The organism is Cupriavidus numazuensis, assembly GCF_905397435.1.
Lineage (GTDB): Bacteria > Pseudomonadota > Gammaproteobacteria > Burkholderiales > Burkholderiaceae > Cupriavidus > Cupriavidus numazuensis.
On record NZ_CAJPVI010000084.1, the window covers coordinates 1 to 14,908 of the forward strand.

Here is a 14,908-nt window from a genome sequence, read left to right on the forward strand (position 1 = left end):
GGCTTTCGTCGCATCTTCTCCCGGTTCGACAAGCTGGACGTGATGTTCATCGCCTTCATCAATTTTGCGCTCATCGTCGACGGGCTCAGATAGTGTGAACAGGCCCTAGCACTGACAACTGGAACGCTCGCGCATGCGCAAAGCGTGACTGACAAGGAAGCGCGCGAGATCGCTCGGGACGCCTATGTCTATGCGTATCCCCTGGTGCTGGATGATGTGACGATGCGGCAAGCGCAAAACTATGCCGAAGCGACCGGAATCATCACGCAAGGGCCCTACAACCAGTTCACACACTCGCGGGAGTTTGTGCCGGTTGATTTCAAGGCCGTGGTTCGTCCCAATCAGGACACGCTCTACTCAGCCGCCGGACTTGATCTCGGCCCCGAGCCTGTCGTGCTGTCCGTCCCTGCGACCGATCGGTACTTCATGCTTCCGCTGATGAGCCTCTGGAGCGACATCTTCGCGGTGCCGGGCACTCGCACGACTGGCCGCAATGTCGCGAAGGATTTCCTGCTTGTTGCTCCAGATTGGACGGGCAACGTCCCGGCGGGGCTTGAGCTGATACGCAGCCCGACCCGGCGCGCCTTTGTCATCGGACGTACCCAGACCAACGGCCCCGCGGATTACGAAGCGGTCCACAAGGTGCAGGCCGGCTACAAGCTCACTCCGCTTTCGGCCTGGGGCAAGGGTACTTACATCCCGCCAAAGGGCAAGGTCGACCCGTCGATTGACATGAAGACGCGCCCGCCCGTGCAAGTCGACAGGATGGACGCCGCAGCGTATTTCGGGCACTTTGCCGAACTGCTTAAGGACAATCCGGCCGGGCCCGCTGACTATCCGATGATTCATCGCCTGGATCGCGTCGGCTTCAAGGCCGGCCAGCCGTTTGACCTGAAGTCCGCGCCCGTCAGCATCCAGAAAGCGTTTGAACAGGGCGCTGCCGAGGGTCATGCGTTGGTCATGAGCGAGGGGAAGAAGGCTGCCGGCATTGGCGTAAAGGGCTGGGCCTATTCGACTCGCAGCGGCGCCTATGGCGTGGACTACACGTATCGGGCAGCCATCGCGCAGTGTTGCCTGGGCGAGAACTTGCCGCAGGACGCCATCTATCCTGCGATCGCGTCCGATAGCGCGGGGCGGCAGCTCGACGGTGGCTCCAGATACGTCTTGCACTTTGCAAAGGGTCAGCTGCCACCTGTGGATGCTTTCTGGTCGGTGACGGCCTATGACAAGGATGGCTATTTCATCCCGAACAAGATGAATCGACAGATGCTTGGCAGTCGCAACAGTCTTGTTGCCAACGCGGATGGCTCCGTCGATCTCCTGATTCAGGCTGACTCGCCGGGCAAGAGCAAGGAGCCGAACTGGCTTCCGGTTGCCTCCCAGCAGCCGTTCAACCTGCTGCTCCGCCTGTACTCGCCTCGCGGCGAGATTATCGACGGAACGTGGGTGCCTCCACAGGTCCACCGGGTGAGGTAAAGCCCGCATGGGCAGGGCGGGGGCTCACCATCCCTCTGAGACATTCGACGCCACCACGCTGAAGGGCCGAGTCGGCCATCGCGCCATCCGAGTCGGAAGGCGCGATGGCCGTAGCGGGTCGAACAAAAGCCGTAGCGATGTCCTCGGAGCCGCCCCTTTCAAGGTGATAAAGACTTGGGTGAGCTCCGTGTCCTCGAACGCGCCAGGACGAACAGCAGATCGCCGACTCACGTCATTCGATCTTCGCGCCAGAGAGGCGGACCAGCCGTTCCATCACCGGCAGCATCGTATCGAAATCACGGCGGAACGCGGCAGACGTGGTGCCCATGCCATACATCCCGTAGAGCTGGAAGCGTGCCTTCAACTCGGTGGTCTGCACCGCCGCGCGCGCTTCCTGTTCCAGGCGGGCGAGGATGGCGGGCGGCAGGTTCGCCGGGCCGAGCATTGCTGCCCAGCCGATGGGGCGGTACTCCGGATCGGTGTAGCCCGACTCGCTCATGGTCGCCACATTGGGCAAGTCCACCAGCCGGCGATCGCCCATGACCGCCAGCGCGCGCAGCCGTCCGCTCTGCAGGTACGGGCCCATTACGCCGGCCGTGCCGATCGCCCAGTCGAGTTGACCGCCGATCAGGTCCTGCACCATTGGGGACTCGCCCTTGTAGGGTGCGTGCGTCATCTCGAGCCGGTTGGCCTGATTCAGGTAGGCCGACATCAGGTGCCCCGCCGAGCCCACGCCGTAGGAGCCATAGGTGACGTTACCCTTGCGCTGCTGCGCCCACGCGATGAACTCCTTCACCGTTTTCGCCGGCACCTTCTGCGGATTGACGGCGAGCACGAGCTGTCCCGTGCAGATCTGCGAGATGAAGGTCAGGTCGCGCTTTGGGTCGTACGGCACCTTCGCGTACAGGAAGGGCGCGGTCAGGATGGACCCCGAGGGCGTGAGAAGGATGGTATAGCCATCGGGCGCTGCCCGCGCGACGAACTGCGTGCCGATCATGCCACCGGCGCCCGGCCTGTTGTCGACGATGATGGGCTGGCCCATGCGCTTGCTCATGGCCTCCGCCAGCGCGCGGGCGATGGCGTCCATGCCGCCGCCCGGCGGGACGGGCACGACAAAGGTGATGGGCTTGGCCGGATACGCCTCGGCCCGGGCCACCGGGCTGAACGCCATTGCGGCCATTGCGGCCATCGCGGCAATAGCCGCGAACATTTTCCATTTCATCTCATGCTCCGTGGAGGTCAGAACGGACGGTCGCCAATGATGGTGGCGCGCATCATGCGGCGCACCGCCGGGAAGTAGTCCTGGATGGCGTAGTGTTGTGTCGAGCGGTTGTCCCAGAACGCAATCGTGTTGGGCCGCCAGCGCAGGCGCATCTGGTATTCGAGGATGGCCGGCTGGCGCAGCAGGTATTCCATCAGATCATGCTTCTCCGACTGCGCCTCGAAGGCGCCGCGCACTGCGTTGCGAGACTGGAAGTTGGCAAAGTGCGTAGCGAAGCCGCCGTTTACGTAGAGGATCTTCTCGCCGCTTTCCGGGTGCGTGCGCACAACCGGATGGATCGCGGGCGGGAACTGCTTGCGCTGTTCCGGCGTCATCTTGTTGCCGAACGCCGGCAGGACATCGTGCACGGCGAGTAGCCCTTCGATCTGCTGCTTGCGGTGCTCCGGAAGCTTCTCGTAAGCGAGCGCCATGTTGACCCAGACGGTGTCGCCGCCAATCTCGGGGCATTGCACGCAGCGCAGCATCGACGCCATCGACGGCACCTCGCGCCACGACACGTCGCTGTGATAGCCGTTCTCCATCGCGGGCTTGCTCCCGTCACCGCCCAGCAGCACGAGTTCCGGGAATGCGTCGTCGTGCGGGAAGGTTGGGTGCACCTCCAGTTCACCGAAGCGCCGCGCCAACGCCACGTGCTGCGCCGGCGTGATGTCCTGGTCGCGGAATACCAGCACCTTGTGCTCGACCAGCGCGCGCCGCAGCACGGCGATGGTGTCGTCATCGAGCGGCGCCGTGAGGTCGATGTTGCCGACCTCCGCACCGAGCGCCGGCGAGATCCGCGTCAGCGAAAAGGAGGACTGCAGGGCACTGGGCCGGACCACGGCAGGGGCCGAGGTCGTCGTTTCAGACGCTTGGGCGATCGTCATGTCTTTCCTCCAATTTTTATTTGATAAAGATCCGTTAGTTGACGTTGCTCGATCTGCTTGCCCAGAACGGTGCCCTGAGGTCGCGCTTGAGCACCTTGCCGGCGGCCGACAGCGGCAGCTCGCTGCGGAACTCCACGGTCTTCGGGCATTTGTAGCCGGCGATCTGCGAACGGCAGTGCTGCCGGATGTCGTCCTCGCTGGCCGACATGCCTGGGCGCAGCACGATGACCGCATGCACGGCTTCGCCCCACTCGGCGCTCGGGATGCCGATCGCCGCGCACATCGCCACGGCCGGATGTCGGCCAAGCACGTTCTCGACTTCTGCGGAATAGACGTTCTCGCCGCCGCTGACGATCATGTCCTTGATGCGATCGACGATGAAGAGGTAGCCGTCCTCATCCATGTAGGCGCCGTCGCCGGTATGCATCCAGCCGCCGCGCAGCGTGCGTGCCGTTTCTTCGGGCTTGTTCCAGTAGGCGCGCGTCACGCTCGGGCCGCGCACCACCAGTTCCCCGACCGTGCCACGCGGCACCTCGTTATCCTCGCCATCGACGATCCGGACCGACAGGCCTAGTGACACGCGGCCTACCGACAGGTGCATCCCCTTCGCGCGTGCGGCCGCATCGTGGTTGGACGGCGGGTTGGTCGACACGATCATGGTTTCGGTGAGCCCGTAGGAGTGCGAGAACTCCACGCCCGGCAAGGCCGCAAACGTGCGCTCCAGCGCTGCCGAGTTGAACGGCGACGCTCCATAGCCCAGGCGCTTCATGCTGCTCAGGTCGTGCTTCGCGAAATCCGGATGCTGGATCAGCATCTGGATCATCGTCGGCACAATGGCCATGTCCGTGATCCGTTCGCGCTCGATGGTCTGCAGAATTTCCTTCGGCTCGAACATCGGCACAATGACGTGCATTTCACCGGCGATGAACTGGCACAGCACGCGGCTGAACGCAGCGATGTGGAACAACGGTGCGACGTGCAGCACGCGGCCATTCCGCATCGGCGGGGTGTCGGCCATGCGCTGGATGCAGCCGGTCCACAGGCTCATGTGCGTCTGCATCACGCCCTTCGGATGGCCCGTGGTGCCGCCGGTGTACATGATGATGGCAAGGTCGTCATAACCGCGGCCGGCGTCCGCGACCGGTTCGCTGTCGGCGATCAGCGCTTCGAACGACAGCATGCCGTCCGGCGCCGGACCATCGCCGGCATGGATCAGGACCGGCGGACGGTTGGCGCTCGCCCGGATATCGGCAGCCATGTGCAGGAAGTGGTCGTCGACAATCAGGATGCGCGTGTCGCAGTCGTCGAGCGAGTAGACGATCTCCGGTACGCTCCAGCGGATATTGACCGGGTTCATCGCGCCGCCACCCCACCACACGCCCATGGCGTATTCGAGGTAGCGGTCGGAATTGAGCGCCAGCATGCCCACACGGTCGCCCGGCGCCATGCCAAGCTTCTGCAGGGCGCCGGCCAGCCGTGCCACGCGGTCGCCGAATTCACGGTAGGTGCGGCTGCGGCCGCGGAACAGGGTCGCAACCCGGTCGGGCTGGATTTGCAGCGAACGCTGCAAGCTTTGGGTCAGGTACATGGACGTTTCCGAAAGGGGCGGGAGACCTGTCACGGCGCGGGCGATCGCGCTGGCGCGACCGGCCGGAGTGTGAATCAGTGTGGCGCGGCGGCAAGCGGCTGCCGGCCGAGGATCATGTCGGCGGCTTTTTCGCCGATCATCATGGACGGTGCGTTGGTATTGCCGCTGATCAGCGTCGGCATCACCGAAGCGTCGACGACACGAAGCCCTTCGATGCCTCGCACGCGCAGTTGCGGATCCACTACCGCGCCGTCATCGGAACCCATGCGGCAGGTGCCGACGGGGTGGAAGGCGGTCTCGGCGCGGGAGCGGATCAGCGCACGAATCGCTTCGTCGTCGCTGCCGTTGACTTGCTCGGCCCTGAGCCACGGATCGACCGAGCGGCCGCCGAAGCGCGCCAGCGGCGGTTGATCCAGGATGCGGCGCAGCAGGCGTACGCCGGCCACCATCGTATCCATGTCGCGCGGGTCCGACAGCATGTTGAGGTCGATGTCGGGCGCGTCGCCGACATTCGGCGAGCGCAGCCGTAACGCGCCGCGGCTGTGGGGCCGCAGCAGGCAGACGTGCGCCGAGTAGCCATGGCCGGGCTTCATCGGCGCTGTGATGGCGGCATTGATGAAATGGACCTGGAGATCCGGATCCGCCAGGCCAGGGCGGCTGCGGAAGAAGCCGCCGGCTTCCGCCACGTTGCTCGCAAACATGCCGGTGCGATGGCGGCGATAGCGAGACAGTTCGCCAAGCATGCGGACACCGCCGCGCAGCGACACGCCGAGCAGGTCGGTGCTGCCCACGCCGAGCTGGGTCAGCAGGACATCGGGGTGCTCCTGCAGGTTCTGGCCGACGCCTGGTGCATCGAGTGCGAGTGGAACGCCTACGTCGCGCAGATGTTCGCTCGGCCCAATGCCGGAGGCCATCAGAAGCTGCGGCGAGCCAATCGCGCCTGCGCTGAGAATGACTTCGCACCGCGCTGAAAGGACTTCCTGCGTTTCGCCTCGTCGCACCAGCACGCCGGTGGCACGCCCGTTCTCGAACAGGATGCGCTCCACCTGGGCGCCGGTAAGGACATCGAGGTTCGGCCAGGGCCGATCTTCGCCGGGTGCACCCTGTTGGCGAAGGTAGGCGCGCGCGGCATTCCACCGCTCGCCGTTGCGCTGGGTGACCTGGTAATAGCCGACGCCGTCCTGCGCGGTGCCATTGAAGTCAGCGTTGAACACATGTCCGGCGCTCAGCCCGGCTTCGATGAAATAGCGCGAGAACGGACCCGGCGAGCGATGGTCCACCACCGACAACGGGCCGTGCGCGCCATGCCATGCATCATCGGCGCCGCCGGCCAGCCGCTCATTGCATTCGGAGCGCTTGAAATACGGGAGGACTTCCGCCCATGACCAGCCCTGGCAACCCAGATCGGCCCAGCGATCGTAGTCGCCGGCGTTGCCGCGGATGTAGACCATGGCGTTGATCGATGAACTGCCGCCAAGACCCCGGCCGCGCGGGATGCGCACCTGGCGGCCATCCAGAGTGGATTGCTCCGGCGTACGGAATCCGTAGTTGTAGGTGCCTGGCTTGCGTGCGGTCAGCGCCACGCCGAGCGGTGTGGTGACGACCGCGCTCTGATCGGTCGGACCTGCCTCGACCAGCGCGATGCGGGCGCTGCTGTACTGGGCAAGCCGGCCGGCGACGGCGCAGCCTGCCGACCCGCCGCCGATGACGAGGTAATCGTATTCGTGTTGCATAGGTCTCCTGCCGGTCTGGGTGCCGGTTGCTGGTACTGGGCACATGCCTGAGCCCATGGCGATTTAGCGCAGTAGAACAGAAGCAGTCGGGCGTAAAACCCACCCCGATGCGGTAAGTGCGGGAGAGGCGCATGAAGGGCGCAGGCAGCGTGCAAGAAAGGCGATGGCGAATGTGCCTACCGAAACGGGGTGGGAATTCGCCAGGCGATTCGGCACCATCATTTAGGGCATGGGCGCTTTCGTGCACCCGTCGTGCCACATCTCTACCTGCAGGACCCGACCATGCCGACCGAAACCATCCAGCTTCGCGAATGCCGCCTCGTCATCGAAGACGGCGTCGCCGAGTTTTCCCACCAGCGCCCGGAGGTCCGCAATGCGCTGACCTCGACCATGCGGCTCGATTACCGCGACATGCTTGACCGGGTCGAGGCCGACCGGAATATCCGCGCCTTGATCCTCACAGGCTCGCGGGGCAGCTTCTGCGCTGGCGGTGACATCAAGGCAATCCAGCACAAGCAGGCGGACGGTGAAAGCGGGCCGGCCGCACCGGACACCATGCGCCGCGTGGTCCTGTCGGTGCATGCCTGGCTGCAACGCCTGCGGGACCTCGATATCCCGATCATCGCAGCGGTCGACGGGCCGGCCGCAGGCGCCGGCTTTTCCCTGGCTTTGATGGCGGATTTCGTGCTGGCGTCGACCAGGGCGTCGTTCTGCCTGTCGTTTGCGCGTATCGGGCTGGTGCCGGACCTGGGCGCGCTGTACCAGTTGCCGCGCATCGTCGGCTTGTCAATGGCAAAGGAGCTTGTGCTGACGGCCCGCCGGTTGGACGCACAAGAAGCCAAACAGCTCGGCATCGTGCATGCGCTGCATGAGCCGGAGGCGCTGCCCGAGGCCGCCTGGGCGTTTGCGCGCCGCTTTGCCGATGGCCCGCGTGAGGCAATGGGCCTGAGCAAGCGGCTGCTCAACAGCAGCTTCGAGACGCCATATCAGACGCTAGTGGACCTGGAAGCCTCGGCACAGGCGCTGGCGGCCGCCGCGCCGTATTTTCGGGAAGCGACCGCGGACTTCCTCACCGGGCGGCCGGCGCGTTACAACTGGGATCGCGTTTGATCGCGAAGGTCGCGGATACGGTCGATGGCCTCGTCGCGGCCCGACACGCCGAGCTTGCTGTAGATGTTGCCGAGATGCCATTTCACCGTCTCGGGCGACAAGCCGAGCGCGCGGGCGATCTTCTTGGCGTTGAACGACTGCCCCAGCAGCCATACAACGTCGGTCTCGCGCTGGCTGAACTTCGGCGCCATGGCGCGACCGGCCTGCCTTGGCTTTCCCGCCTGCGCCGCGATGTCCTTGCCGCTTCGCAGCAGCCGCTCGGCGTAGAACGCCAGCACCGGATCGAGTGTGGGCAGAGCGGCCACCTGGGCAACCAGATCCACAGCAAGGTCGTGATCGATGATCGTTCGCACCAGGCCAAGGCGGTGGCCGAGTTCCAGCGCGGCGATCATGTCCGCGTGCGCCGCAGCCATGCGGTCCCGGCGAGCTTCCACGCCCGCATGCATCACCAGCAGGCCGGCGGCTTCGCGTTGTTTGCCGTGGCGGCGGCAATAGTCCAGAAGCGATGTGATGTCCTTGCCGGCCTGATCCACGTCGCCGGTATCGAGCCGTGACCGGATGGCTGCCCATTCGGCAGCGAAGTGGATTTCGCTGAAGGGGGATGCGTCGTCATGCGCATGCCGCGCATCAATGGTGGCGAGCCGCGCCAGCAATTCCTGTGCGGCGCTGAATTCACCGCCTGCCATGCGATACACCGCCTGCTGCGAGAGGCTGGATGCCAGGAGCCGGTCGAGACCCAGGCGGATCGCATAGTCCTCAAGGCGCTCGAGGTAGGCGAGCGCCTCGAGCCGATGGCCGGCGGCCCAGCGTGCACCGGCCAATGCGGTCAGCATCCGCAGCACTGAATCCGGCAGGCAAACGTACTCCAGCACCTCGACACGCGGTTCGAGCAGTTCGCGGACCTGCTGCATTTCGCCGTACTCGTACAGGACTTCGCCAAGCAGCGACGCCGCAAGATTGGCGGTATCCACGCAGGATCTGCCACCTTGCAAAGCATCGCGCAGCGTCGCACGGTAAATCTGCTCGGCCTGGGACATCTGGCCTTCGAGCGCGTGGCTCAGCCCGATCATGCACTTGCCGAACAGCACGCCGACGACCGAGCCGACCAGTGGCATGCCGTCGACGGTTGCACCAGGCGCATCCGTCTGCGTGGCGCGTGCCAGCGCATAGCGCCCCTGCCGTATATAGAGCCAGGACAGCACCTGGCGGCTTCCGGCCACGATGATCGGGTCGGCACTCGCGGGCGGCGCCTCCAGGCGCGGCACCATGGCCTGCGCGCCATCGATGTCGTCGCGTTGGGCCGCCAGCGCGCCGCGTAGTGTGGCAAGCGTAAAGCGGTTGCGGGCGTCGCCAGCTGGCATCGCGGCATCCACGGCATCAAGCGTGGCTGCGCAGTCGTCGAACTCGCGCCGGTAGAGTTGCCCGCGTGCCATCCACATGCGCAGTTGCAGGCTCGCGCGGACTTTCGCGGGCGGAAGCTGCCGCACCAGGACCATGAGCCGGTTGCGCTCTCCACGCAGGAAGAGTTGTGGCGCACAGGCTTCCACCAGCTCCGCGGCGGCGGCAGGCTCGCCGGCGTCCAACGCGTGCTGGATTGCCTCGTCCAGCAGTCCGCGATCCCGGAACCATTGCCACGCGGCGACGTGCACGGCGCGGCGGGTGGCTTCGTCTAGCGCGGAGAACCGTTCGGCGAGCGTGTCGTTGAGCAGCGGGTGCAGCCGATACCAGGTTTCGTCGTGTGACGGGCCGACTTGCGTGAGAAACAGGTTGTCGCGCTCGAGCCGTGCGAGCAACGCGGCCGCGTCGGCCAGCGTCACGTCACCGAGCAGCGCTGCGCACAGCGACGCGCAGAAGCGGCTGCACGGCGACACCCGCACGAGCAGCGCGATCAGGGCGGGGGGAAGGTGGTCGAGGACTTCGCGCTCAAAATAGGTCGAGAACGCCCGCGCATTGCGCAAGGCCTTCTGGAAGAAGGCCTCGGCTACATCACCCTTGGGCGCGGCGCGCCGGCGCTTCTTCCACGCGAGCGCGAACAGTTGAAGTCCCGCGGCCCAGCCATCCGTCAGCACGTGCAGGCGTGCCGCACTGGCGGCGTCGAGTTCACCGAGTTGCGACTGGAGGAACTGCTCCGATTCGGCGGCGGTGAATTGCAGCTCGGCCATGCCGAGTTCGAGCAACTCGCCTTCCGCGCGCAGGCGGTCCAGCGGCACCGGCACCGGGGAGCGCGACGCGAAGACGAGATGCAGGTTGGGCGGTGCGTAATCGATCAGCCATTTCAATGCCGAATGGGTGCGTGGGTCGGTCAGGTGGTGGAGGTCATCGAGCACCAGCACCAGCTCGCGGCCGTGGCGCGCGATGCCGCGCACCAGCGCGATGATGGTGCGCTCGATGGCATCGCTGCCGGCAGTCGCGGCCTGCCCCAGTTGTTCGGCTTCGAGTGCGATCTCCGGATCGACGCGGGCCACGCTGCCTGCCAGGCCGGCGAGCCAGGTCGCCACGTCGTTGTCAGTTTCCGACAGCGACAGCCAGGCCACTTCGTAGCCGAAACCGCCCAGTGCGCGCATCCAGGCCACCAGCATTGTGGTTTTGCCATAGCCAGCCGGTCCCTGGACGACAATGCAGCGCCGGCGCCGGGCTTCGGTCAGGCGGGCGAGCAGCGCGTCGCGCGGTACCACGCCGCGCGTGGGCCGTGGCGGGACGAGCCGGCTATCGACAGGGGATCCGGTGGTGACGCTGGAAGAATCGGTCATGCGGAATTGGCACCGTGCGGGTGCCTTACAGTCCATGCGGAAGGCATGGAGGATGAGACGAATGTAGCACGATGGGGCGGCCGGTGGACGGCCGCCCAGGGGTAATCAGACTGGCCGCTCGCCAGTCATCGTCGCCCGTATCCCTCGGTCATGCATGAGTGAAGGACTTGGCGCACCACTCAGGCGGCGCCGGCAGGGGCCCCGGTAATGGCCTTGTATTCGAGAAACTCCGCCAACCCGTACTGGCCGAACTCGCGGCCATTGCCGGAGCGCTTGTAGCCGCCGAACGGGGCAGTAAAGTCCATGCGCGCGCCGTTGATCTGTACCGCGCCCACGCGCAGCGCAGCGGCCACGCGCGCCGCACGGGCCGGATCGCCGGACCAGACGTAGCCGGCGAGGCCATAGTCGCTGTCGTTCGCGATGGCGATGGCTTCGTCCTCGTCGTCGTAAGGGATCATCGTGAGCACAGGGCCGAAGATCTCCTCGCGGGCGATGGCCATGTCGTTGCGTACGTCCGCGAAGACGGTCGGGCGGGCATAGAAGCCTTGCGCGAGGCCCTCCGGTCGGCCTGGGCCGCCGGCAATCAGGCGTGCACCTTCGGCGATACCCGTTTCGATCATCTGTTGTATGCGCTCGTACTGCGCACGGTTCGAGATCGGGCCGAGACGGCTGTCGGGTTGCCGCGGATCGCCGACTTTCAGTGCATTGGCCGTCGCCGCCGCGATGGCGACGGCCGCTTCATACTGCGGGCGCGGCACCAGCAAGCGGGTGGGGGCGATACACGTCTGTCCCGAATTCATCATGCAACTGATGACCGTACCCGACACGGCGGATTTCAGATCGGCATCGTCCAGGACCACGCTGGCCGACTTGCCGCCGAGTTCCTGCGCCACGCGCTTGACCGTCGGCGCGGCCTGCACGGCCACATCCACGCCGGCACGCGTGGAGCCCGTGATCGATACCATGTCGACATCCGGATGACGCGACAACGCACGGCCAACGGCGACGCCGTCGCCGAACAGCATGTTGAAGACGCCCGGCGGCGTGCCCGCGTCTTGCACGATCTCAGCGAAGATACGCGCCGAAAGGGCCGCGATTTCAGAGGGCTTGACCACGATCGTGCAACCGGCCGCCAGCGCTGGCGCGACCTTGGCGGCAAGCTGATTGAGGGGCCAGTTCCACGGCGTGATCAGCGCAACCACGCCCACCGCTTCCCGCACGATCTGTGTGCCGCCTCGCGTTTCCTCGAAGGGAAACGATTGCAGCGCAGCCAGCGTCGCCTGGATCTGCGCCAGGCCGGTGGCGGCCTGCAACTCTCGCGACAGCCACAGCGGTGCGCCCATTTCGGCGGTGACGGCCTGCGCAATCTCGTCGAACCGTTCCTTGTAACCTTCGCCAATCCGGGTCAGCAGTGCGATCCGCGCTTCGCGGCTGGACTGGGACCACGCAGGAAGCGCCTTGCGGGCGGCTGCCACGGCGAGATCGACATCGGCCTCCGCGCCCATTGCCAGCATGCCTGCAAGCTGGCCCGTGGCGGGGTCGGTCAGCTCTGCGCGGGTCGCGTCTGCCGATGGCTCTACCCACTGGCCGCCGATGTGAAAGGTGTTCAGGATCTTCATCGCAATCTCCTCTAGTTGCTTCAAGAACTTCGGCGAACCACGGCGGCCGTGTACTGCCCCAGGGTGGTAGTCGCTGTCGCCGAGCAGCACGCGTGCAGGAGACGTTGCCAGCGCACGTAGTCATCCTTGTTCAGCCGCTGGTGTCCAGGCACCTGGTCATGGATGTCGGCTCGCAACGCCTCGGTGACGAAGTCGCGCACTTCCTGCCTGAAGACCCCTTCCGCTTCGGTGAAACGCGAATCCACTTGGTTTTTCTGGTCGCAGGCATGAGGGTAGCGCCGAGCGGGAGGCGGGAATCCCACCTTGAATCGGGGAGTCCAGCGGCGCGTCGAATCGTGCACTTGCTGATATTCACCCAGCCAGGCTGCCGTTCGAGGCTGGGCCCCCCAATTGGCGGTGGAAAGCCGCCGCGTCACCGGACCGAAGATGGCTGCCGTTCGGCGGCTGCCATTCCGGTCAGCGCCTGCCAATCCCTACATCAGGAGACCACCATGACTCGCAAAGTCTTTGTCGCCGGCGTCGGCATGATTCCGTTCAAGAAGCCGGGTGCCAGCGACACCTACGACAACATGGGCGCCGCCGCCGTGCGCCAGGCGCTGGCGGACGCGGGCGTGGACTACGCCGATGTGCAGCAGGCCTATGCCGGCTACGTCTACGGCGACTCCACCAGTGGCCAGAAGGCGCTGTATCAGGTGGGCATGACGGGCATCCCGGTCATCAACGTCAACAACAACTGCGCGACCGGCTCGTCGGCGCTCTTCCTGGCCCGCCAGGCCGTGGCCAGCGGCGTGGTCGAGTGCGCACTGGCGGTGGGCTTCGAGTTCATGCAGCCCGGCGCGCTGAAGTCGCGCTGGGATGACCGCGCGCTGGCGCTGGAGCGCGCCATGGCGCTGACCATCGACCTCGTCGGCCAGCCGGAACTGCCCAGCGCGATCCGCCAGTTCGCGGGCGCCGGCTACACCCACATGCAGAAGTACGGCACGAAGCTGGAGACGTTCGCAAAGATCCGCGCCAAGGCCAGCCGCCATGCCGCCAACAACCCGCTGGCCGTGTTCCGCGACGTGCTGAGCACCGAAGACGTGATGAACGCGCCGATACTGTGGGACGGCGTGATCACGCGCCTGATGGCCTGCCCGCCGACCTGCGGCGCGGCCGCCGCTGTCGTCATGTCGGAGGAGTTTGCCCGCAAGCGCGGCCTGCGCACCGACGTGCTGATCGCCGGCCAGGCCGTGACCACCGACCTGCCGAGCACCTACGACGCACGCGACATGATCCGCGTGGTCGGCGCCGACATGGTCAAGCTTGGCGCGAAGCAGGTCTTCGAGCAGACCGGCGTCGGCCCGCAGGACGTCGACGTGATCGAGCTGCACGACTGCTTTGCCCACAACGAACTGCTGACCTATGAAGCGCTCGGCCTGTGCGAGGCGGGCGGCGCCGAGAAGCTGGTCAACGACGGCGACAACACCTATGGCGGCAAGTGGGTCACCAACCCGTCAGGCGGCCTGCTGTCGAAGGGCCATCCGCTGGGTGCGACGGGCCTGGCACAGTGTTTCGAGCTGACCCACCAGCTGCGCGGCACGGCGGACAAGCGTCAGGTGGCCGGTGCCCGCAACGCGCTGGCCCACAACATCGGTCTGGGCGGCGCCTGCGTGATCACGCTGTTCCAGAAGCAGGACTGAAGCCTGGGCCGCTGGTAAGCATTAGCAGGAAGGAGACAAAGATGGATCTGGGTATTGGCGGCAAGGTCGCCGTGGTGACCGGCGGTGGCCGGGGGATTGGCGCGGAGACGGCGCACACGCTGGCGCGCGAAGGCGCGAAGATCGTGGTGTCCGACATCGACCTGGCCGTGGCCACGCAGGTGGCCGGCGAGATCGTGGCGAGCGGCGGCGAAGCCATCGCCACGCGCTGCGATGTGTGCCACGAGGGTGACGTGATGCAGATGGTGGCGGCCGCGACCGAAGCCTTCGGCGGCGTGGACATCCTCGTCAACAACGCCGGTTTCAACAAGGACCGCTACCTGACGAAGATGAGCGAAGGCGAGTGGGATTCGGTCGTCGACGTGGTGCTCAAGGGCGCCTTCCACTGCACGCGTGCGGTGCTGCCGTCGATGATGGAGCGGCGCTGGGGCCGCATCGTCAACATCGCCTCGCGGGCGGTGTTCGGCAACCCCGGCCAGACCAACTACAGCACGGCCAAGATGGGGCTGATCGGCTTTACCCGCGCGCTGGCGCTGGAGCAGGCGAAGTACGGCATCACCGTCAATGCGGTAGCCCCCGGCTTCGTCGAGACCGAACTGATGCGCGCCAATCCCACCTACGAAGCCTTGCGGGACACCGCGCTGGCCAAGATCCCGGTCGGCTTCCTCGGCATGCCCGAGGACATCGCCTCGTCGGTCGCGTTCATGGCATCGGACTGCGCGCGGTATATCAGCGGCGTCACGCTGTACGTGACCGGCGGCCGCTTCTCTTCCTGAGTTGTCAGAGCAAA

The 14,908-nt window shown here is 65.9% G+C and carries 11 protein-coding genes and 1 pseudogene; 5 read left to right on the top strand and 7 right to left on the bottom strand.

The window, feature by feature from the left end; all coding sequences use genetic code 11:
• Positions 1 to 93: pseudogene (locus tag KHO41_RS37640) on the top strand (IS5-like element ISCARN85 family transposase); the annotation flags it as partial.
• 51 nt (positions 94 to 144) lie between these two features.
• Positions 145 to 1,476, top strand: a complete 1,332-nt coding sequence (locus KHO41_RS37645) for a DUF1254 domain-containing protein (RefSeq protein WP_211958312.1) — start codon at positions 145 to 147, stop codon at positions 1,474 to 1,476.
• Positions 1,477 to 1,708: 232 nt separating this feature from the next.
• Here KHO41_RS37645 and KHO41_RS37650 read toward each other — a convergent pair whose 3' ends face one another.
• The 4 genes from KHO41_RS37650 to KHO41_RS37665 all read right to left on the bottom strand — a co-directional run bounded on the left by KHO41_RS37650 (position 1,709) and on the right by KHO41_RS37665 (position 6,942).
• On the bottom strand, positions 1,709 to 2,698 hold the full coding sequence (locus tag KHO41_RS37650) for a Bug family tripartite tricarboxylate transporter substrate binding protein (RefSeq protein ID WP_211958313.1): 990 nt from the start codon (positions 2,696 to 2,698) through the stop codon (positions 1,709 to 1,711).
• 17 nt (positions 2,699 to 2,715) lie between these two features.
• The gene (locus KHO41_RS37655; protein WP_211958314.1) at positions 2,716 to 3,621 is read right to left on the bottom strand and encodes a TauD/TfdA dioxygenase family protein; all 906 of its coding nucleotides are present in this window, start codon (positions 3,619 to 3,621) and stop codon (positions 2,716 to 2,718) included.
• Positions 3,622 to 3,655: 34 nt separating this feature from the next.
• A complete protein-coding gene (locus tag KHO41_RS37660) occupies positions 3,656 to 5,209 on the bottom strand; it encodes an acyl-CoA synthetase (protein ID WP_211958315.1) in 1,554 nt (517 codons plus the stop codon).
• 74 nt (positions 5,210 to 5,283) lie between these two features.
• Complete coding sequence (locus KHO41_RS37665) at positions 5,284 to 6,942, bottom strand: GMC family oxidoreductase (protein WP_211958316.1); 1,659 nt, start codon at positions 6,940 to 6,942, stop codon at positions 5,284 to 5,286.
• A 282-nt stretch (positions 6,943 to 7,224) separates the two neighbouring features.
• On the opposite strand from KHO41_RS37665, the gene KHO41_RS37670 reads away from it, so the two are divergent.
• Positions 7,225 to 8,052, top strand: coding sequence for an enoyl-CoA hydratase/isomerase family protein (locus KHO41_RS37670; protein WP_211958317.1), 828 nt, complete (start codon positions 7,225 to 7,227; stop codon positions 8,050 to 8,052).
• Here KHO41_RS37670 and KHO41_RS37675 read toward each other — a convergent pair.
• The 3 genes from KHO41_RS37675 to KHO41_RS37685 form a co-directional block, all read right to left on the bottom strand.
• Positions 8,031 to 10,802 carry a LuxR C-terminal-related transcriptional regulator gene (locus tag KHO41_RS37675; RefSeq protein WP_211958318.1) on the bottom strand — a complete coding sequence of 924 codons (2,772 nt, stop codon included), beginning with the start codon at positions 10,800 to 10,802 and terminating at the stop codon, positions 8,031 to 8,033. The genes KHO41_RS37670 and KHO41_RS37675 overlap by 22 nt on opposite strands.
• A 179-nt stretch (positions 10,803 to 10,981) precedes the next feature.
• Entirely contained in the window at positions 10,982 to 12,421 is a 1,440-nt protein-coding gene (locus KHO41_RS37680) for an aldehyde dehydrogenase family protein (protein WP_211958319.1), read from the bottom strand.
• A gap of 20 nt (positions 12,422 to 12,441) precedes the next feature.
• On the bottom strand, positions 12,442 to 12,666 hold the full coding sequence (locus tag KHO41_RS37685; RefSeq protein ID WP_211958320.1) for a hypothetical protein: 225 nt from the start codon (positions 12,664 to 12,666) through the stop codon (positions 12,442 to 12,444).
• Positions 12,667 to 12,912: 246 nt separating this feature from the next.
• Here KHO41_RS37685 and KHO41_RS37690 point away from each other — a divergent pair, with 246 nt between their 5' ends.
• Together KHO41_RS37690 and KHO41_RS37695 are read left to right on the top strand one after the other, a co-directional pair.
• Positions 12,913 to 14,100 carry a lipid-transfer protein gene (locus tag KHO41_RS37690; RefSeq protein WP_211958321.1) on the top strand — a complete coding sequence of 396 codons (1,188 nt, stop codon included), beginning with the start codon at positions 12,913 to 12,915 and terminating at the stop codon, positions 14,098 to 14,100.
• 41 nt (positions 14,101 to 14,141) lie between these two features.
• A complete protein-coding gene (locus tag KHO41_RS37695) occupies positions 14,142 to 14,894 on the top strand; it encodes an SDR family oxidoreductase (RefSeq protein ID WP_211958322.1) in 753 nt (250 codons plus the stop codon).
• Positions 14,895 to 14,908 lie beyond the last annotated feature (14 nt).